General features: G+C 71.5%; 21 protein-coding genes and 1 pseudogene. 14 read left to right on the top strand and 8 right to left on the bottom strand.

Going from position 1 to position 18033, the window contains the following annotated elements:
* Positions 1-13 precede the first annotated feature (13 nt).
* From BCF44_RS27525 to BCF44_RS27500, 6 genes are all read left to right on the top strand, one after another.
* Positions 14-925, top strand: coding sequence for a LysR family transcriptional regulator (locus tag BCF44_RS27525; protein ID WP_116177273.1), 912 nt, complete (start codon positions 14-16; stop codon positions 923-925).
* A gap of 56 nt (positions 926-981) precedes the next feature.
* Complete coding sequence (locus BCF44_RS27520) at positions 982-1839, top strand: alpha/beta fold hydrolase (RefSeq protein ID WP_170217778.1); 858 nt, start codon at positions 982-984, stop codon at positions 1837-1839.
* 86 nt (positions 1840-1925) lie between these two features.
* Positions 1926-2816, top strand: coding sequence for an NADPH:quinone reductase (locus BCF44_RS27515; protein ID WP_246015600.1), 891 nt, complete (start codon positions 1926-1928; stop codon positions 2814-2816).
* Positions 2817-2884: 68 nt separating this feature from the next.
* Positions 2885-3400 (top strand): hypothetical protein, encoded by a 516-nt coding sequence (locus tag BCF44_RS27510; RefSeq protein ID WP_116177270.1) that lies wholly within the window; start codon positions 2885-2887, stop codon positions 3398-3400.
* A gap of 70 nt (positions 3401-3470) precedes the next feature.
* The gene (locus BCF44_RS27505; protein WP_116177269.1) at positions 3471-4211 is read left to right on the top strand and encodes a dienelactone hydrolase family protein; all 741 of its coding nucleotides are present in this window, start codon (positions 3471-3473) and stop codon (positions 4209-4211) included.
* A gap of 326 nt (positions 4212-4537) precedes the next feature.
* On the top strand, positions 4538-4942 hold the full coding sequence (locus BCF44_RS27500) for a hypothetical protein (RefSeq protein ID WP_116177268.1): 405 nt from the start codon (positions 4538-4540) through the stop codon (positions 4940-4942).
* A gap of 355 nt (positions 4943-5297) precedes the next feature.
* On the opposite strand, the gene BCF44_RS27495 is transcribed toward BCF44_RS27500, so the two are convergent.
* Positions 5298-6152 (bottom strand): LysR family transcriptional regulator, encoded by an 855-nt coding sequence (locus BCF44_RS27495; protein ID WP_116177267.1) that lies wholly within the window; start codon positions 6150-6152, stop codon positions 5298-5300.
* Positions 6153-6220: 68 nt separating this feature from the next.
* On the opposite strand from BCF44_RS27495, the gene BCF44_RS27490 reads away from it, so the two are divergent.
* Both BCF44_RS27490 and BCF44_RS27485 read left to right on the top strand, forming a co-directional pair.
* Positions 6221-7093: an EamA family transporter gene (locus BCF44_RS27490; protein WP_246015598.1), complete on the top strand. Its 873-nt coding sequence runs from the start codon at positions 6221-6223 to the stop codon at positions 7091-7093.
* Complete coding sequence (locus BCF44_RS27485; RefSeq protein WP_116177265.1) at positions 7048-7548, top strand: methylated-DNA--[protein]-cysteine S-methyltransferase; 501 nt, start codon at positions 7048-7050, stop codon at positions 7546-7548. Before BCF44_RS27490 ends, BCF44_RS27485 begins: the two co-directional genes overlap by 46 nt.
* Before the next feature lie 23 nt (positions 7549-7571).
* On the opposite strand, the gene BCF44_RS27480 is transcribed toward BCF44_RS27485, so the two are convergent.
* A complete protein-coding gene (locus tag BCF44_RS27480) occupies positions 7572-8231 on the bottom strand; it encodes a nucleotidyltransferase domain-containing protein (RefSeq protein WP_116177264.1) in 660 nt (219 codons plus the stop codon).
* The gene (locus BCF44_RS27475; RefSeq protein WP_116177263.1) at positions 8228-8812 is read right to left on the bottom strand and encodes a phosphate signaling complex PhoU family protein; all 585 of its coding nucleotides are present in this window, start codon (positions 8810-8812) and stop codon (positions 8228-8230) included. The genes BCF44_RS27480 and BCF44_RS27475 overlap by 4 nt, the downstream gene beginning before the upstream one ends.
* Before the next feature lie 188 nt (positions 8813-9000).
* Here BCF44_RS27475 and BCF44_RS27470 point away from each other — a divergent pair, with 188 nt between their 5' ends.
* Positions 9001-9276: a GntR family transcriptional regulator gene (locus BCF44_RS27470; protein WP_147328654.1), complete on the top strand. Its 276-nt coding sequence runs from the start codon at positions 9001-9003 to the stop codon at positions 9274-9276.
* Between the two features lie 193 nt (positions 9277-9469).
* Here the strand turns inward: BCF44_RS27470 and BCF44_RS27460 are convergent, their stop codons facing one another.
* Positions 9470-9787: a hypothetical protein gene (locus tag BCF44_RS27460; protein WP_147328653.1), complete on the bottom strand. Its 318-nt coding sequence runs from the start codon at positions 9785-9787 to the stop codon at positions 9470-9472.
* 128 nt (positions 9788-9915) lie between these two features.
* Between BCF44_RS27460 and BCF44_RS27455 the strand changes: the two genes are divergently transcribed.
* The 5 genes and pseudogenes from BCF44_RS27455 (at position 9916) to BCF44_RS57780 (ending at position 14546) form a co-directional block, all read left to right on the top strand.
* Entirely contained in the window at positions 9916-11232 is a 1317-nt protein-coding gene (locus BCF44_RS27455; RefSeq protein ID WP_116177259.1) for an MFS transporter, read from the top strand.
* Between the two features lie 162 nt (positions 11233-11394).
* Positions 11395-11655: a hypothetical protein gene (locus tag BCF44_RS27450; protein WP_116177258.1), complete on the top strand. Its 261-nt coding sequence runs from the start codon at positions 11395-11397 to the stop codon at positions 11653-11655.
* A 55-nt stretch (positions 11656-11710) separates the two neighbouring features.
* Positions 11711-12619, top strand: a complete 909-nt coding sequence (locus tag BCF44_RS27445) for a DUF3048 domain-containing protein (RefSeq protein ID WP_116177257.1) — start codon at positions 11711-11713, stop codon at positions 12617-12619.
* A gap of 183 nt (positions 12620-12802) precedes the next feature.
* Positions 12803-13660 (top strand): annotated as a pseudogene (locus BCF44_RS59295) (hypothetical protein); the annotation flags it as partial.
* 427 nt (positions 13661-14087) lie between these two features.
* Entirely contained in the window at positions 14088-14546 is a 459-nt protein-coding gene (locus tag BCF44_RS57780) for a hypothetical protein (RefSeq protein WP_246015595.1), read from the top strand.
* Between the two features lie 90 nt (positions 14547-14636).
* Here BCF44_RS57780 and BCF44_RS27435 read toward each other — a convergent pair whose 3' ends face one another.
* Genes BCF44_RS27435 through BCF44_RS27420 form a run of 4 tightly spaced genes read right to left on the bottom strand, consistent with a single transcriptional unit; the run spans position 14637 to position 18026 of the window.
* Positions 14637-15248 (bottom strand): response regulator transcription factor, encoded by a 612-nt coding sequence (locus tag BCF44_RS27435; RefSeq protein ID WP_116177255.1) that lies wholly within the window; start codon positions 15246-15248, stop codon positions 14637-14639.
* Complete coding sequence (locus BCF44_RS27430; protein ID WP_116177254.1) at positions 15248-16372, bottom strand: sensor histidine kinase; 1125 nt, start codon at positions 16370-16372, stop codon at positions 15248-15250. The genes BCF44_RS27435 and BCF44_RS27430 overlap by 1 nt, the downstream gene beginning before the upstream one ends.
* Before the next feature lie 20 nt (positions 16373-16392).
* A complete protein-coding gene (locus BCF44_RS27425; protein ID WP_116177253.1) occupies positions 16393-17133 on the bottom strand; it encodes an ABC transporter permease in 741 nt (246 codons plus the stop codon).
* Positions 17130-18026 carry an ABC transporter ATP-binding protein gene (locus BCF44_RS27420; RefSeq protein ID WP_211353252.1) on the bottom strand — a complete coding sequence of 299 codons (897 nt, stop codon included), beginning with the start codon at positions 18024-18026 and terminating at the stop codon, positions 17130-17132. The genes BCF44_RS27425 and BCF44_RS27420 overlap by 4 nt, the downstream gene beginning before the upstream one ends.
* Between the last annotated feature and the right edge of the window lie 7 nt (positions 18027-18033).

The following is an 18033-nucleotide window of genomic DNA, read 5'->3' as shown; positions in this document are numbered from 1 at the left end:
AGACACTGCGCTTATGATCAGTTCGCGTCAGCTGGAGTACTTCCAGGCGGTGGCCCGGGAACTGCACTTCACCCGGGCCGCCGAGGCGCTGCGGATCGCGCAGCCGGCGCTGTCCCAGCAGATCCGCAAGCTGGAGCGGCAGCTCGGGCTGGACCTGTTCGAGCGCAACAACCACAAGGTCGAGCTCACGCCGGCCGGGGCCGCCCTGCTCGGCCACGCCGAGCGCATCCTGTCCGACCTGGTCGCGGTCGAGCAGGAGATGCTCGGCTGGGCCGGCGGCGTGCGCGGCCGGATCCGGCTCGGCGCGGCCCGCGGCCTGACGGCCCGGCTGGCGCTGGTGTTCGCGGCGTTCTCCAGCACGTACCCGGCGGTGGAGATCGAACTCCAGGAGCAGAACACCCACGAGATGCTGGCCGGGCTGCACGCCGGCCGGCTGGACGTGGTGACGCTGGCGGCCCCGCCGCCGCCCGGCGACCGCGGCGTGGTGTCCCATCCGCTCGGCGCGGAGCCGATGGTGCTGGTCACGGGCCTGCACACGGAGCTGGCCGACCGGCGCGGCATCGACGTCGCCGAGCTGGACGGCGTCGACCTGATCAAGTACCCACCGGGGTCCGCGGTCGGGGACATCATCGCCGGCGCGCTGGCGGCGGCCGGCGCGGAGCCCCGGGTGCGGTTCGAGACCCGGGACTACAGCACGGCCCGCGCCCTGGTGGGCGTCGGCCTGGCGGCGGCGATCATGCCGCGGTCGGTGGCCCGGGCGCCGGGCCCGGCGGTGCAGGTGGTCGAGCTCGAGCCGGCGCCGGTGTGGACGCCCGCGCTGGCGTGGTCGGCCAACCGGCGGCCGGCCCCGGCGCTGGCCGCGTTGATCGACTTCATGGTCGGGCACCCGGACCTCGCGGTCGACGGTGATATCTCCGGCGACTGACCGTCAGCTCGATCATGTCTTGGACATCTGACCACCGTCCGGACGATCGTGGTGACATGACCGCCACACCATTGGCCCAGGCCCGAGTGCGAGGCATGGCCGAACGACTCTCACTGGACACCGGCTTCCCGCGGCTGGTCGACAACAACCTCCGCCGGCTGCGGCTCGCCGACCACGACACCGTCGTCGCCCAACGCGGCGACACCGGACCGGCCGTGCTGCTCGTGCACGCCCTTGGCCTGGACTGGCGGATGTGGGAGCCCGTGATGGACGCCCTCGCCGACGGCCGCCGCGTCTATGCGTACGACATTCGCGGGCACGGGGCCGCCGTCGGGTCGCCGAGTCCGTACACAATGGACGACACCGCGCGCGACCTGCTCGGTGTCCTCGACGGGATCGGCGTGCAGCGGGCCCACGTCGTCGGCTTGTCCTTCGGCGGCGGCATCGCGCAGTCCGCCGCGGTCCTCGCGCCAGAACGCTTCGTGTCGCTCGCGCTGCTGGCCACGACTGATCATCCGTTCGACGCTTTCGAAGGGCGGGCGCTGTCCGGCGAGGTCGACGGCATGGCCGCGCAGGTCGCCCCGTCGCTGACGCGGTGGTTCACCGCGAATGCGTTGGCCGTCAACAGCTCGAGCGTCCAGTACGCGCGGCAGCGGGTCATCGACGGCAACCCGACCGACTGGGCCGCCGGCTGGCGTGCGTTCAAGGGCCTTGACGTGCAGGGGAAACTCGCCGGGATCCCCACCCTGGTGCTCGCCGGCGAGGCCGACGCCTCCACCACGCCGGAGATCATGCGCGGCGTCGCGTCACGGATTCCCGGTGCCGTGTACCGGGAACTGCCCGGCACACCGCACATGCAGACGCTGGAACGGCCGGAGCTGGTCGCCGCGGCGCTTGCGGAGTTCCTGGGATGAGAGCCGCTTGGTACGACCGGACCGGCCCCGCCGCCGACGTCCTCGAAGTGGGGGAACTGCCCGATCCGGAGCCGGGGATCGGCGAGGTGCGGGTGCGGCTGCACGCCGCCGGCGTCAATCCCGCCGACGTGAAGCGGCGCGCCGGCGCCGGCGGGCGGTCCATGATCGGGCCTCGCGTCGTGCCCGGCGACGACGGGGCCGGCGTCGTCGACCGGGTCGGCCCGCGGGTGCCGACTGCCCGTCTGGGCACCCGGGTCTGGGTGCACTCCGCCAATCACGGGCGGCCGTGGGGGACCGCCGCCGAATACGTTGTGGTGCCGGCGGATCGTGCGGTTCCGCTGCCGGACGGTACGTCGTTCGAGGCCGGTGCGTGTCTGGGCGTGCCGGCCCTGACGGCCCATCGGGCAGTCTTTGGTGACGGTCCGGTTGCCGGAAAGACCGTTCTGGTGACCGGTGGCGCCGGGGCCGTCGCGCACTACGCCATCGAGCTCGCGAAGCACGGCGGCGCAACGGTATTGGCCACCGCGAGCACGCCCGAGAAGCAGGCGGCGGCGCTGGCGGCGGGTGCCGACGAGGTCGTCGACTACCGCCGGCCCGATGCCGCCGCGGACCTCGTCGCGCTGTCCGGAGGCGGCGTCGACAGGGTCGTGGATGTCGCTTTCGGGGCGAATCTTCCGTTGACAGCGGCCGTGATCGCCCCAAACGGGACGATCGCCGGGTATGGCTCCGACGCCGTGCCCGAGCCGACGCTTCCGTTCTATGCCCTGATGCGCCGCGGCGTCACCATTCGGCTGGTTCGGGTGTTTTCCATGCCCCCGCACGCTTTGCGGGCCGCCGCCGAGCACGTCAACCGGCTGCTCGCCGACGACGTCCTCACGCATCCGATCGCCGCTCGCCTTCCGCTCGCCGAGATCGCCGCCGCGCACGAAATGGCCGAGAACGGCCGTGCGATCGGCAAGGTGCTACTCGCCGGATGATCCCAGGTCCGGGGGTCGTCCTTAGGATCCGCGCGATCATCTTCGTTCTCGCGAGAGGCAGTTTCTCCATGCACAGACGGCGTTTAGTCGCCGGCGCGGCGGCGGCCCTGGGCCTGCTGGCCGTTGTCGCCGGACCCGCGTCGGCCGCGGGGCACGCCCCCGGCCGCAGCGTCACCGCGACGCTGATCAACCACACCACGTGCACGTTCAAGCTGACCGCCCGCTTCCCGGACGGCGACGGGCACATCACACAGGACCCGGCGCCGGTCGTCCCGCCGGGCGGCACCAGCACGTGGAAGGTCATCGGCTGGGCCACCACCGATCCCGACGCGTCGGCGGTCTACGTCTACACCGCGCAGCCCGGGTGTCCGGCCGCCGGCGAATCGCGCGGCTACCTCACCGCCAACACCGACGCCGACGGCATGTACTACCGCGACGACGCCTGCTCGGTCGACCCGGCGCCGCACCTGAAGGACTGGTTCAGCGGCGAGCAGGCGTACCACGCCACGCTGTCCATCGCCGTCACCTCGGCCACCGGCAGCCCCAACGTGGCCATGCGGCCGCTCGCCGGTTTGTGCGGGTAGGTTTGGCGGTACGACACCGCGTGCCGGGCCGGCACGCGGTGTAGCCGAACCGCGAGTGGAGTGACTGCACATGCGCAAGGGCATGGTGGACGTGCCGACCGAGGACGGCGTGGCCGATTCCTACCTGGTGGTGCCCGATGGCGGCGGTCCCGCCGTGCTCCTGTTCATGGACGCGTTCGGGCTGCGGCCGCGGATCGAGGAGATGGCCGACACCATCGCCGCGCGGGGGTACTCGGTGTTGGCGCCCAACCTGCTCTACCGCGGTGGGCGGGCCCCGCTGTTCGACATGACCGGTCTGGACGACCCGGCCAAGCGCGAGGCCCTGTTCGGGCAGATCATGCCGATGATCGCCGCCCTGGACACCGCCGCCATCACCCGTGATGCCGTTTCGTACCTGAACTTCCTCGACGCCCAGGACGGTGTCGAGGCCGGGCCGGCCGTGATCACCGGGTACTGCATGGGCGGCACCAATGCCCTGAAGGTCATCGAGGCCCTGCCGTCCCGCGTCAAGGCCATCGCTTCGTTCCACGGCGGCCGGCTGGCCACCGACCAGCCCGACAGCCCCCACCTGGCCGTCGGTTCGATCACCGGCGAGGTCTACTTCGGACACGCCGACAACGACCACTCCATGAGCGCCGATCAGATCAAGGTGCTGGAGGCCGCCCTGGACGAGGCCGGCGTGACGTACCGGTCCGAGGTCTACGAGGGCGCCGCGCACGGTTTCACCATGTCCGACACCGCCGCGTACAACGCCGCCGGCGAGCAGCGCCACTGGGAGAACCTCTTCGCCCTGCTGGAGCGCACCCGCTAGGGGGCACCCTTATGCAGGGAAGGACGCCTTACCCGCGTTGAACGAGGGTAAGGCGTCCTTCCCTGCATTGGGCGTCCACTGTGGACGGGTGGGGATTCGGCACGCGGTGCCACGCGTTTCCAGGGATTCCCCGAGTAGTGCTGTGCTCGTCTCGACTGCCCCGGCCGCTCGCGCCTACCTTTTGCCGGTCCGACAAAAGCCCTGCACCCGTTGGAGTGCTCCAGTGAAGTCCCCGGTCGCGCTACCGCGCGACGTTCGGTGATCACGCGTTTCGCGCGCATCCTCGACGAACGCGGCGGCCAACCCCGTATCCAGGGAGAGGCACCATGACAGCCGTCGCCAACACCCGTTTCGAGACCTTCCCCGCCGACCACATCACCGTCGGCCACACCGCGGACGCCCTGATCATGCGTGCCGGCTTCGCCGCCGAGGTCAACGGCATCCTCACCCGCTGCCTGCTGCGCGCCCCGATCATCCTGTCCGTCGGCCGCCACCGGGAATGGATCTTCATCACCCAGGCCCGGACCGCCATGCGCCCCGCCACGTGGGCGGACCTCGTACGGATCCAGGTCGGCTGGCTGCCCGTCGGCGCGGTGGTTCCGCTGCCGGAGGCGCCGGACGCAGGGGAGCGGCGCTGGCTTCAACGCCCGGCGCCGGGGGAGTGCCCGCCTCCGTGGAGCGCCGTGGTGTCCGCGGCCCGCTCGGCTTCGTCGGTATGCGGCTCTTGGTGACGCTGCCGGCGTGTGGGTAGTGGTCGCTCCTACCGGCTCACTGACTCCGGTGGCCCGGCCGGTGTGCGGGCTGTGGTCCTGCCTGCCGCCCCACTGACTCTGGCGACAGGTCGGCCTGCCGTTTTGCTGGCGTGCGGGCTGTGGTCGTTCCTGCCCGTCCACTGACTCCGGCGACCCGGCGGCGTCGTCACCGGTCGGCCCGTCGTGGTGGTCCCTCGTCATCGGCGGGGCCGTCAGAGCAGCCCCCGAATCAATCCAACCACGGCGGTCTGACAATTCCGGTTCGCGCCGGTCGCCGGACCTCGCCGTTCCCCGAAATGTCAGCCCCATCTGGTTGGATTGATTCGGGGGCTGCTCATTCGCCCTGGTACAGCTCCGTCAGCAGGGCGATCGCGGCGTGGGTCGCCGGGTGGGGGTCGTGGCTCCGCCAGACCAGGTGCACGGGCACCGGCGGAGCGTCCCGGACCCGGCGGTAGACGATCCCGTCGCGCCGGTACTGGGCGACGGTCGACTCCGGTGTGACGCCGACACACCGTCCGGTGGCAATGGCGGCGAGCCAGTCGTCGATGTCGTTGGTGTGCTCGAGCTTCGGACGGCGGTCCGGCGGCCAGAGCTCGGCGGTGGTGGTGCCGGTACGGCGGTCGAACACCAGGAGCCGCTCGCTGATCTCGGCGAGGGTGATGGATCGCCGCCGCGCCCACGGATCGTCGGCGGCCATCACGCAGTAGCGGGGCTCGCTGCCGACGGTGGCGTGCGCATAGCGCTGGTGGTCGATGGCGGCCCGCACGATGGCCAGGTCGCACAGGCCTTCGGCGAGGCCGCCGGTCGGGGTGTTCGTACGGACGAGCATGAGTTCGACGCCGGGGTGGCGCGCCACCCATCGGCGCTGGAACTCGGCGGTGTGCCGGCCGACGGCCGACCAGGCGTGCCCGATCCGCAGCCGGGTGTGGCCGGTCGTCGCCTCGCGCACGAGATTGTCGGCCTCGGCCAGCAGTTGGCGGGCCCGCGCCAGGACCTGCACGCCGGCGGTGGTCGGCGTGACGGACCGGCTGGTGCGGTGCAGGAGCCGGACGCCGAGCACGCGTTCCAGCGCGGACAGCGTCCGTGACACCGCCGCCTGGGACACGCCCAGCTCGATGGCGGCGTCGGTGAACGTGCCCGTGTCGACGATCGCGACCAGGCAGCGCAGCTGACGCAGTTCGAGATCCATGACTACAGCGTATAGATGGCGTGTCGGATGCATTTTGCGTATGCGAGGGCGCGGCGCAGGCTGCCGGCATGGCGAACGAACGGGTGGGGGGAATGGCGCTCATGCTGGGCAGCGCGCTGTCCAGCCAGGTCGGGGCCGCCACGGCGGCGCTGGCGTTCCCGGTGATCGGACCGGCCGGGGTGGTCGCCGTGCGGCAGTGGGTCGCCGGCGCACTGCTGCTCGCGGCCGGCCGGCCCCGATTACGGTCGTTCACCGCTCGTGAATGGCGGCCGGTGTTGGCGCTGGCCCTGGTCTTCGCGACCATGAACCTGTCCCTGTACACGGCGATCGACCGGATCGGGCTCGGCCTCGCCGTCACGCTGGAGTTCCTCGGGCCCGTGGCGGTCGCGCTCGCCGGTTCGCGGCGGCTGGTCGACGTCGGGTGCGCCCTGGTCGCGGCCCCCGCCGCCATGGTGCTGGCTCGTCCCCAACCGACCGCCGACTACCTCGGCATCGGGCTCGCGCTGCTCGCCGCCATCTGCTGGGCGTGCTACATCCTGCTCAACCGGACCGTCGGCAGTCGCCTGCCCGGCGCGCAGGGCTCCGCCGCCGCGGCGCTGGTTTCGGCGCTCGTGTACGTGCCGATCGGGCTGGTCGTGCTCTGGTTGCACCCGCCGACCGGGTATTCGCTCGGCGAGGCGCTGACCGCCGGCGTGCTGTCCTCGGCCGTGCCGTTCCTGGTCGACCTGCTCGCGCTGCGGCGGGTGCCGCCGCAGTTCTTCGGGCTGTTCATGAGCGTCAACCCCGTGCTCGCCGCACTGGTCGGCCTGGTCGTGCTGGGGCAGCGGCTGGCGTGGCTCGACTGGGTCGCGATCGGGGCGATCGCCGGCGCGATGGTGGTCGCTAGTGTGGGGTCATGGGCGTTCGGCACACGATCACGGACTCCCCGATCGGCGACCTGACGCTCGTCGCCGACGGGTCCGCGCTGGTCGGGCTGTACTTCGACGGGCACAGCCGCACGCCCCGGCTGCCCACGCTCGGGCCGCGCGACGACAGCGGTTTCGACGACGTCCGGGCCCAGCTCGCCGAGTACTTCGCCGGCACGCGGACGGAGTTCTCGGTGGAGCTGGCCCCGCGCGGGTCGTCGTACGAGCTTGAGGTGTGGGCGCAGCTGCGGAAGATCCCGTACGGCGAGACGCGGACGTACGGGCAGTTGGCGCAGGAGCTCGGCGACCCCGGCGCGGCGCAGGCCGTCGGCAATGCCAACGGCTGGAACCCGATCAGCATCATCGTGCCGTGCCACCGGGTCGTCGGCTCCGACGGCCGCCTCACCGGCTACGCCGGCGGCCTGCCCCGCAAGCGCTTCCTGCTGGCCCTGGAGGAACCCCCTCCCGAGACCACCGGCCGCCTCTTCTGACTCAACCCCCGCGAGTCGCGCTGTCAGACACACCGAATGTAGGTTTCGGGTAGATCATCTAGCCACCGGTGACCGGGGTACGTTCGGGCGATCAGCTCGGTGAGGGTCGTGCGCTGACCGTCGGTCAAGTGCGGGATGGTCGCGGCGAAATCCGTCTCGTCCTTCGGACGTGTGTGCTTGGCCTTGAAGAGCAGGACGATTTCCGGCGCCAAGTAGGGGATGCCGTCCGCGGTGCGGCGGATGATCTCGGTGTACGGCAGCCGGATCGTCTCGTTGTGGCGGCAGATCCAGGTGTCGCCGTCGTGCGGTTCGCGGAACACGTCGACCAGGTAGTTGTCCGTGGCGGGGTCGCGGAGCCACGTCTGGTGGGTGGCCGCCAACACCTCGTCGGTGGCGTTCTCCCAGATCCGTCCGCTGCTGACTGCGTCGAAGATGTAGCCGGGGAGGCGGATTTCGGGGAAGCGCGCCGCCGGGATCGCGATCTCGAGGTCCCCGTGCTCGCGGGTTTGCTTGCCGCGGAACAGATCCAGTGCCCACCCCGCCGCCACCGCCCACGGCGCGGTGACGCCCTTGAGGCGGCGGGCTACCTCGCTCGGGGTCCAGCAGGACGACCACCTGGCGTCGAGCGCCTCGATCTCGGCGGGTGACAGTACGATGCCACCTTCGGGCAGTTGCTCACTCACCGTGAAAACCTATCGGCCGTGGCCAGCGGGTTTCGGTCGGCGCCGGCGCCCGCGAAGTGCATCGCCAGGTGCACGGCGTGGTCGGCGTACTGCTCGTAGAACTGGCCGACAAGGGCCGCGTCGTGCCGGTCTGCCAGCACGAGGAACCGGTGCATTTCCGACGCTGCGGCCGAGACCGCCACCAGGTAGCCGCGGTCGCCGTAGTACAGGACGCAGGCCGCCGCCAATGTCATGCGGCGGGCGACTTCCCCCATGGCGGCGAAGCGCTGACGCAGCGGGTCTGACAGCACTGGCCGGTCGACGTGCCTGTGGACGACCTCGGCGATGTGTCTGGCCAGGTCGTGCATGCGCTCCAGTTCCGTCACCGCGGCGATCGTCTCAGGCAGCTCGCCGTGCGCCAGCCGACACCGGCCGACCAACACCGCGGTGGTCTCCGCCAGCCGGGCCGCCGGCGTCGTGGCTGTCAGAACCTGCTGCGCCGCAACGAGATCGGCCTCCACGAGGGCGCTCGTCGCCAGGTCGATGACGTCGGCGACGGACTCGCACACCTCGGTCAGCTCGACGCCGGAAACCTGCCGCATCCTCCCACGGTAGAAGCGACCCCGCCCTCAGCGGCCGCTGTTTTACGCAGGCATAGCGCCCGGTCGGCATTCCCTGACGCCGTCAAGACCGCGTAAGGATCACCCGTCCGAGTGTATGGGTCGCATTGGCGTCACGCCGTGTCGACACGGGTCTGCCTACCTTGACCGTCAACCGCGAAGGGACCCGCATGGCCGACCTGCTCTCACGCCCGTACACCCTGGAGGTCCTCGACGCCCTCGGTGCCGGCCCGCTCACCGTCCCAGCCCTCGTCCGCCTCGTGCACGCCGGCCGCCGAACCGTCCGAAACACTCTTCACACCCTCGCCGTCGAGGGTCTCGTCTCCCGGCACGACGGCGGCAGCTGGGACACCCGCCCCGCCGCCGACGCGTGCTTCGCTCTCACCGCCACCGGCCACGCCCTCGTCGACCGCCTCTGGCAACCCGACGCCTGGGTCGACCTCTGAGCCGTCCACGAGTTCGACCACCCGGAATTGACGGTGACCGTTGCGCTAAGCAACTGTTACTACATGCAACATTCTGCCGCCCATCTCGGGGACTTCCACGTCCGGCCGCGGGTCCTGTTGATCACGGCCGTCGCGCTCGCCGTCGGCGGGGCGGCGGTGGCGGCGTTCGTCCTGCTCAAGCTGATCGGCCTGATCACGAACGTGGTGTTGCGGCGGCCGTCAGGTCCTCCTGCTGCAACGTGACATGCTGCGTGATGATCATCTGTGCGGCCGACCTGACCTGCGGGTTCCTCGACCGCTGCAGGCCCACTGGGATCTCGCGCAGGCTGGTCTCCCGGACCAGCGTCATGAGCTTGATGTCGGCCGCGCTGAGCGGCCCGTAGCGGGTGTTGGTCAGCGCTGGCGCCGGCGTCGCCGGCGCGGCGGCCAGCCCGACCTGGGTGCTGCCGCAGGCGGCCGTGTACAGCGCGACGGCCGCGCCGCACGCGCCCGGAATCGCTCGTGCCTTCATGGTCACGCTCCACACCAGATCGTTGCATGATCACACTGTTGTGTACTGCCACTGTCCGGTACGCGGGGGAGAGCCGAGGGGTTCACGCTTCGGCCGTGCCCGAACTTTTCGGCGGCTAGCGTCGAAGCATGGTTACCGCGACGAGAACCGACCGGTGGCCGCTGCTGGCGGTGTGCCTGGGCTTCTTCGTGATCATGATCGACGCCACGGTCGTCACCACGGCGCTGCCGAACATCGCCAAGGACGTGGGCGCGTCGGCGAGTGGCAGCCAATGGGTGCTCGACGCCTACACGGTGCCGCTGGCCTGCCTGCTGCTGCCGGCGGGTGCCGTCGGTGACCGCCTGGGGGCACGCCGCGTGTTCCTGCTCGGGCTCGGCCTGTTCACGGCGGCATCGGCGGTCTGTGGCCTCGCTCCGACGCTGCCGGTGCTGATTGTGGCCCGCGTCGTGCAGGGCGTCGGCGCGGCGCTGACGCTGCCGACGTCCCTGGCGCTGATCAACGCGAGCTACCCGGACCGGGTGGACCGGGTGCGGGCGATCGGCGTCTGGGGTGGCCTGGGCGGCGTCGCCGCCGGCCTCGGGCCGGTGCTCGGCGGCGTGCTGACCAGCGGGGTTGGGTGGCCGCTCATCTTCTACGTCAACATCCCGATCGGCGTGTTCACGATCTTCGCCACGCGCCGGCACGTGATCGCGCCGCGGCCGGGCGGACGGATCGGCCCGGACTTCGCCGGCCTGGCGCTGAGCACGATCGCCGTTGCCGGCCTGGTGTTCGGCCTGATCCAGGGATCGGTGATCGCGTTCGTGGTGGCGGGCGTGGGCGCCGTGGCGTTCGTGATCACCGAGGCGACCGTACGGCATCCGATGCTGCCGTTGAACCTGTTCCGGGGCAAGCAGTTTCCCGGTTCGGTGGCCGTCGGCGCGGCGATCAACTTCGGCTTCTACGGCGAGTTGTTCCTGCTGGCACTGTACTTCCAGCACGTGCGTCACCTCTCGCCGCTGCTGGCCGGGCTGGCGCTGCTGCCGCAGCCGGGCGGCCTGTCGCTGGCGTCCTGGCTCGGCGGCCGGCACACCGCCCGCTACGGACCGCGTCGGGTGATGCTCATCGGCCTGCCGGCCGGGGTGCTCGGCATGCTGGCGATGACGTTCGTGGGCGCCGCGACGCCGTACTGGATGATGGTGATTCCCATGGTGGCAATAGGTTTCGGCACGGCGTACACCATGCCCGCGGGCACCGCCGCGACGATCGAGGCGTCGCCGTCGGACCTGGCCGGCACGGCGTCGGGCACCTTCAACGCCAGCCGGCAGATCGGCAGCGCGCTCGGTGTGGCGATCTTCGGCTCGCTGACGGCGGTCGACTTCGTCGCTGGCTTCCACACCAGCGTGGTGCTGGGGGCTTTGGTGTTCGCGGCTGCGGCCGTGACGACGTGGTGCACGGTGTCCAGGTAACGCACTGCACTGTGACTTCAGTGACGACCGAAAACAAGCCGCTGGGTCAAACCTTGCTCAAGTCCCATGGATTCCGGCCCGATCCGGGAGAACACTCCTGTGACACAGGCCACGGACCCGGCGTCAGGGGACACCGCGGACGGGGCCGCGGGAGGGGGCGTCATGGGGTTCAGCCTGCTCATCCTGGTGGGGATCGCGCTGCTCGTGGCCGGCATCGCGCGGCTGGCGCGGGGCGGCGCGTCGCGCCGGTCGCACCTCGGCGGCGGCGTGTTCATGTCCGGTACGGACGACGGCGGCCAGCACCACCATCACCACGGCGGATTCGGCGGCCACCACCACGGCGGTCACCACGGGGGCGGCTTCGGCGGCGGTGGTCACCATGGGGGTGGTGGCTTCGGTGGTGGCGGCGGCCACCACGGGTGACCTGATCGTGTGATCGACACGGCCGCGGCGGGCCGGGATGGCGCATCATGGGGGAATGCCGCGAATCTGGCTCCTGCCCGCCGCGGCGGCGCTCCTGCTGGTCTCGTCCTGTGCCGGCGGACCGGCGCCCGCGCCGCCGCCGTCCACCACGCCGACCGGGCCGTCCGGGGCGGCGCTGGTCGTGAAGATCGACAACGTCGCGGCGGCTCGGCCGCAGACCGGCCTGGGCGGGGCTGACGTCGTCTACGTGGAGCCGGTCGAGGGCGGCCTGACCCGGATCGCCGCCGTGTACCTGGGAAAGCTGCCGTCGGTGGTGGGGCCGGTGCGCAGCGCCCGTGAGACCGACATCGACCTGCTCGGCCAGTACGGCCGGCCGACGCTGGCGTGCTCCGGCTCGGCCCCGCAGCTGGTGCCGTTGCTGCACAAGGCCGGCCTGGACACCGGCTGCCAGAGCGCCGTGCCGGACGCCTACTTCCGTGACAGCAGCCGGCAGGCGCCCCACGATCTGTACGTGCACCCGGACAAGCTGCCGAAGGGGAGCGGCACGGTGACGCCGGAGCCGACCGGCACCGCGCCGCCCGGCGGGACGCCGACGACCAAGCGACACGAGCAGGTGGCGAACGTCGGCTTCGACTTCGAGTGGTCAGACCAGAAGTGGTCGATCTCCATGGACAACAAGCCGCTGACCACGACCGACGGCGGCCAGGTAGCGGCGGCGACGGTCATCGTCGAGCGGGTGACGACGCGCGCCGGCACGGTTCCCGGTGACGTGGCGGGAAATCCGTCGCCGGTCGCGGTCACGGTCGGCAGCGGACAGGCGACGGTGTTGCGAGACGGGCAGTCGTTCCAGGCGACCTGGTCCCGGTCGGCCGCCACGGACGCGACGATCTTCGCCGACTCGGCGGGGCGAGCGGTGCCGGCGGCCGAAGGTCCACTGTGGATCCTGCTGGAACCGGTGGCGTGACCTGTGGCCAGAGAGCAGCACGCACCCCTGCACGGTCTCGACGACATCCCGTGGGCGGAGCTGCGGCACGCGTACGGCAAGGCGACCGACATCCCGGACAAGCTGCGCGGCCTGGCCCTCAACTGGCGGATACAGGACCAGCTCGACGGGATCGAGGGCGCGCTGTTCCCGTACGACGAGGAGATGCCCTCGGCCAACGCCGCGATGGTGCCGTTCCTGGTCGAGCTGGCCACCACACCCAAGATCCGGATCCGGGCCGACATCGTGGAGATGATGGGGCGGCTGGTGATGCGCGTGAACGAGCAGTGCAACCCGAACGCGCTCGCCTGCCGAGAGGCGCTGATCGCCGAGCACGACCGGCTCCTCACGCTGCTCCGGGATCGCAGTGTCGCCGTACGCAACGAAGCCATGACGCTGCTGTGGGAGTACGCCGCGTGCACACCTCGTTCCCACGAGGTCGAGGCGGCCCTGCTCGCACGGGACGTCCGGGAGCGAGAGCTCAAGGTGCGGGTGATGTCGCGGCTGGCGGGTGCGCAGGCCGGCCGGGAGGCGGTGCTACGGCTTGCAGCCGTGCCGGTCGAGTCGATGCGCCTGGCCAACGCGCTGGCGACCCGGATCCTGCGGCCCGAATCCGTCACCCCGGAGGACCTGGTCGCCGCCGCACTTGCGCCCAGGCTTCCCCGGGAGGCCTATCGAGCGTGGAACGACGACGGGGCGCGGCTGGTCGGGACGCTAACCGCCGCGTGCGGCGAGGATTCCGTTGCCCAGCTGGAGATCATCAAGGGGCTGCTCGCCCTCGGCCCGCACGAGGTGCGGGCCGGGGCACTGGAGGCCGCCGCCGACGCGATGACCGAACGGCGGTCCGCCGCCAAGGCTCTGCTGCCGTTGCTCGGCCAGGTGATCACCGACGCCGATCCCAAGGTACGGGCCGCGGCGGCCGACCTGATGGCCTCCTACGGCGAGGCGGCGGACCTGTACTCGGACCGCCTGGCCCGGTTGCTCGACGACGAGGATCCGCAGGTCGCCGAGGCCGGCGCGTGGGCCCTGGCCCGGCAGGGCGACGAGCGGGCCGTGCCGGCGGTGATCGAGGCCGTCCAGAACGGCGGCAAGTTCAGGTCCCGGCACTTCTTCCGCTTCGGCCCCGAACTCGCCGACATGCTGAGGGAATGCGCCGCGCGCTATCCCGAGCGGATCGCGCCCGCCCTGCACGCCGCGCTCGAGCGCAGCGGTCCGGACCCCACCGAGCACCAAAAGGTGCTGTGGCGGGCCCTCGTGTGGTGCGGCCCCGCCGGGTACGGCGCGGAGGACGCGCTGATGTCGGCGCTGGCGTCGAAGAAACCGCAGCGCGCGCTCCTGGTTTTCGAAGCTGTCGGCGCCGAGGCGGCGCACCTCGGGCCGTGGATCGAGGCCTCGTCTCGGATCGCCGAGGATCCGACGCTCGCGTTGCACGCCGCGCGGGGTCCATTGCGTGGTGACCGGCGACCGGACGGTGCTGAGCGAGGTGCTGGAGACCGTCGGCGAGCCGGAGGACTGGACGCTCGCCTATCAGCTCGTGCTGGCCGCCGCGCTGCTCGATCCCGTCGACCGCGCGCCGGTGCTCGCCCGCGCCGAGAAGTGGTTGCGGGCCAACCAGCGGCGCTGGGGCCTGACGGGCACCGCCCAGATCGCCGTCGCGTGCGACCCCGATCTCGCCCTTCAGGTGCTCGACCGGGGGCTGCTCCAGCGCGAGCCGGTCCTGGTGGACACGCTCAACGCCGCCGCCGCGCTCGGGCCCGCCGCCGCGCCGCTGCGGCCGCGGATCGAGGTGTTGCTGGCTCGGGACCAGCGGTTCACCGACCTGCGCGGTGGCATGTGGACGATCCGCCTCGACGACCGGATCCGCCAGGCGGCGGCGAACGCCCTGGCGGCCATCGAGGAATGTGCCTGAAACCGAATTTCGGTGTGACGCCGGGCGGGACTCGCGGGGGTTCTGCCTCAGACGTACATTCGGTGTGTCTGTGGGCGCGACTCGCCGGGGTCAGAGCCAGCCTTTGGAGTCGGCTATGTCTATGGCTTCGGCGCGGTTCTGGGCGTTGAGCTTCTGGATGGCCGAGGACAGGTAGTTGCGGACGGTGCCGGCCGAGAGGGTGAGCTGCTTGGACAGCTCCTGGATGGTGCCGCGGTTGCGGGCGGCGGAGAGGACCTCGCGCTCGCGGTCGGTCAGCGGCGACGAGCCCTCGCGCAGCGCGGCCAGCGCCACCTCGGAGTCGATGGCCTGCTCGCCGGCGACGACCTTGCGGATGGCCTCGGCCAACGACGCGATCGGCTTGTCCTTGAGCACCAGCCCGGACACCCCGGCCTCCAGCGCCGCACGCAGATAGCCGGGCCGCCCGAAGGTGGTGACGATGATCGTCCGCACCGGGAACTCGAGGTTCTGCAACTGCCGTGCGACGGACAGCCCGTCCAGGCCGGGCATCTCGATGTCGAGCAGCACGACGTCGGGGCGCAGCTTCCGGACCAGGCCCTCGACCTCGTCGCCGCGGCCGGTCTCGCCGACCACGACCAGGTCCTCCTCCAGCGACAGCAGGCTGATCACCGCGCTGCGGAACATGGTCTGGTCCTCGGCGAGCAGGATCCGGATCTCGCTCATCACGCCTCCACCTTCAGCGGCACCTCGGCCCGCACCAGGAAACCGGACGTCGGGGAGCTGTCGGCGGCCAGGGTGCCACCCACGACGGCGAGCCGCTCGGCCATGCCGGTGGTCCCGCCCCCGCGCCGGTCGGACTGTCGCCCGACGCCGTCGTCGCAGACCTCCACCACGACCTCGTCCGCGCCGATGGAAGCGCTGATCCGGCACGTCCGCGCATGGCTGTGCTTGATCACATTGGTCACGGCCTCGCGCACCACCCACGCCAGCGCGGCGTCGATGTCGCGGGGCAGCTCCCACCGCTCGGGCACGTCGAAACGGGGGTCGATCCGGGACGCCACCAGCAGCCGACGGGCGGCGGCGAGCTCGGAGCCCAGCGACGGCTGCCGGTAGCCGGTCACGGCCTCCCGCACCTCGACCAGCGAGTCACGGACCACCGCGCGGGCGTCGGTGAGCTCGGCCCGCGCCCGGTCCATGTCGACATTCAGACAACGGTCGACCAGTTCCAGCTTCACCGACGCCAGGGCCAGCGTGTGCCCGAGGAGGTCGTGCAGGTCGCGGGCGATCCGGGTGCGCTCGTCGGCGACGGCCATCCGCGCCAGCTCCCGGCGGGTCTCCCGCAGGTCGTCCATCACGGCCACGCGCCGCCAGGCCTGCGCGCCGAACATGGCGGCCGCCCCGGCGGCGGCCCCTTCGACGAGAATCGAGGTCTGGTCGGCGTCGGCCAGGGCCGCGACGGCAGCGGCGGCGACGGCCACGACTGCCACCTTCACCACGCCGCCACGGTGCGAGGCCCCGGCACCGAAGGCGACAGCGGCGGCGAGGATCGCGACCACCCACACCTGCCCGCCGACCAGCCGCGCCGCGATGGCGGTGGCCGACATGACTGCGGCGAAGATCCACCACAGCCGGGTCGGCACCATCTGGGGGGCCTGCGAACCGGGGTACAAAGCGAGCCACGTGAACAGGCCGATGGTGATCGCCGCGCACAGCAGCGTCACCACGGCCTCCCACGCGGCGGGCCCGGTGTCCAGGTACAGCACCGCGGTGACGACGCCGCCCACGACCACGGCCAGGCTGCGGACCACCAGCCGCATCGGCCGATCGGTGTCCTGGGTCTCCATCATCACGACCTCATCGTATTGGCTCAGTTACCGGTCGCACCGTCGCGCCGCCACAGCGTCAGCACGACTCCGCCGATCACCACGGCCGACACGGCGATGGCCAGCGCGTGGATCCAGTGCACCGGCTGCCCGAGCACCACCTCCTCGGCCAGCTGGACCAGGTGGTACGTGGGCGTGAACCTGCCGATCTGCTGCACGGTCGCCGGCAGCGCCTGCGTGGGCAGCAGCACGCCGCCGAGGAAGCTCAGTCCGAACAGGACGAAGAGCTGCGCCGCGGAGGCGGCCTGGTTGTTGAAGAACTGGCCGATGATCTGCCCGAGCAGTCCGAACGGGATGGAGCCCAGCACCACGGCCACCACCAGCAGCGCCCAGTGCGAGAACGGCATGGTCACGCCGTGGACCACCGCGGCCACCACGCACACCGCGACGGTGCCGGGCAGGGTGAGCACCAGGCTCTGCACCACCTTGGCGATCATCCACGACGGGAACGACAGCGGCGTCACCAGCAGCTGCCGGATCCAGCCGCTGGCCCGCTCCTGCGCCAGCTCGGGGCCGGTGGCGTACATGGCGGAGCCGATCGCGGCGTACACCGCCATCATGATCATCAGCAGCAGGTAGACGGCCTGCGGGTCCCCGCTGGACGGGTCGCCGGCCTCCACGCCGGCCAGCACCAGGTACAGGCCGACCGGCATCGCCAGCAGGAAGCCGAGGAACTTGGCGTTGCGCAGCGTGCGCACGATCTCGAAGCGGGCGAAGGTGATCATCGGGCGTCTCCGGACGAGGTGAGGGCGAGCAGGGCGTCTTCGAGGCCGGCGCCGGAGACCTGGATGTCGCGGAGCTTGCCGTAGCGGGCGTACATCTCGGCCACGGTCGAGTCGGCGTCGTCGCACCGCAGCGCGACCTCCTGGCCGTGCACCTCGACGGACACCACACCCGGCAGCCCCTGGAGATCGTTCAGATCCGGCTCGTCGAGGACGCAGCGGACCACCCGCACGGTGGCGACGGCCTTGATCGTGGACGGCGGCCCGTCGGCGACGACGACGCCGCTGTTGAGCACCACGATCCGGTCGGCGTTCTCGTCGGCCTCGTCGAGGTAGTGCGTGGCGAAGACGACCGTCGTGCCCTCGGCGGCGACCTTCTGCACGGACCGCCAGAAGTGTTGCCGCGCCTCGACGTCCAGCGCCACCGTCGGCTCGTCCAGGAACAGCAGCTCCGGCTTGCCGGCCAGCGCCATGCCGAACCGCACGCGCTGCGCCTGCCCGCCGGACAGCGCGTCCGCGCGGCGCTTGGCGATGCCGTCCAACCCGGCCAGCCCCAGCACCTCGTCGAGGCTGCGGACGCTGCCGTAGAGGCGGCGGGACAGGTCGACGATCTCCGCGACGCGCGCCCCGGCCGGCAGCGAGCCGCGTTGCAGCATCGCGCTGACCCGGCCCTGCGACACCGCCTTCGCCGGATCCGTGCCCAGCACGGAGATCGTGCCCTCGTCGGGCTTGCGCAGCCCGAGCAGCAGGTCGACGGCCGTGGACTTGCCCGCGCCGTTGGGCCCGAGCATGGCGAGCACCTCGCCCTTGGCGACGGCGAAGTCCGTGCGGTTCAGCGCGGTGACGTCGCCGAACCGCTTGACGACGTCCCGGAAGACGATGGCATCTGCGGTCACGGCGAAA

The organism is Kutzneria buriramensis (assembly GCF_003387475.1).
Classification (GTDB): Bacteria; Actinomycetota; Actinomycetes; order Mycobacteriales; family Pseudonocardiaceae; genus Kutzneria; species Kutzneria buriramensis.
Note: the sequence above shows the minus strand (reverse complement) of the source record. Positions and strands in the feature narration are given on the sequence as shown.

Excerpts from the sequence above, each read along its gene's own strand:
- BCF44_RS27525 (WP_116177273.1), top strand. The coding sequence starts at position 14 with ATGATCAGTTCGCGTCAGCTGGAGTACTTCCAGGCGGTGGCCCGGGAA.
- BCF44_RS27520 (WP_170217778.1), top strand. The coding sequence starts at position 982 with ATGACCGCCACACCATTGGCCCAGGCCCGAGTGCGAGGCATGGCCGAA.
- BCF44_RS27510 (WP_116177270.1), top strand. The coding sequence starts at position 2,885 with ATGCACAGACGGCGTTTAGTCGCCGGCGCGGCGGCGGCCCTGGGCCTG.
- BCF44_RS27505 (WP_116177269.1), top strand. The coding sequence starts at position 3,471 with ATGCGCAAGGGCATGGTGGACGTGCCGACCGAGGACGGCGTGGCCGAT.
- BCF44_RS27500 (WP_116177268.1), top strand. The coding sequence starts at position 4,538 with ATGACAGCCGTCGCCAACACCCGTTTCGAGACCTTCCCCGCCGACCAC.
- BCF44_RS27495 (WP_116177267.1), bottom strand. The coding sequence starts at position 6,152 with ATGGATCTCGAACTGCGTCAGCTGCGCTGCCTGGTCGCGATCGTCGAC.
- BCF44_RS27490 (WP_246015598.1), top strand. The coding sequence starts at position 6,221 with ATGGCGAACGAACGGGTGGGGGGAATGGCGCTCATGCTGGGCAGCGCG.
- BCF44_RS27485 (WP_116177265.1), top strand. The coding sequence starts at position 7,048 with ATGGGCGTTCGGCACACGATCACGGACTCCCCGATCGGCGACCTGACG.
- BCF44_RS27475 (WP_116177263.1), bottom strand. The coding sequence starts at position 8,812 with ATGCGGCAGGTTTCCGGCGTCGAGCTGACCGAGGTGTGCGAGTCCGTC.
- BCF44_RS27470 (WP_147328654.1), top strand. The coding sequence starts at position 9,001 with ATGGCCGACCTGCTCTCACGCCCGTACACCCTGGAGGTCCTCGACGCC.
- BCF44_RS27460 (WP_147328653.1), bottom strand. The coding sequence starts at position 9,787 with ATGAAGGCACGAGCGATTCCGGGCGCGTGCGGCGCGGCCGTCGCGCTG.
- BCF44_RS27455 (WP_116177259.1), top strand. The coding sequence starts at position 9,916 with ATGGTTACCGCGACGAGAACCGACCGGTGGCCGCTGCTGGCGGTGTGC.
- BCF44_RS27450 (WP_116177258.1), top strand. The coding sequence starts at position 11,395 with ATGGGGTTCAGCCTGCTCATCCTGGTGGGGATCGCGCTGCTCGTGGCC.
- BCF44_RS27445 (WP_116177257.1), top strand. The coding sequence starts at position 11,711 with ATGCCGCGAATCTGGCTCCTGCCCGCCGCGGCGGCGCTCCTGCTGGTC.
- BCF44_RS27435 (WP_116177255.1), bottom strand. The coding sequence starts at position 15,248 with ATGAGCGAGATCCGGATCCTGCTCGCCGAGGACCAGACCATGTTCCGC.
- BCF44_RS27430 (WP_116177254.1), bottom strand. The coding sequence starts at position 16,372 with ATGATGGAGACCCAGGACACCGATCGGCCGATGCGGCTGGTGGTCCGC.
- BCF44_RS27425 (WP_116177253.1), bottom strand. The coding sequence starts at position 17,133 with ATGATCACCTTCGCCCGCTTCGAGATCGTGCGCACGCTGCGCAACGCC.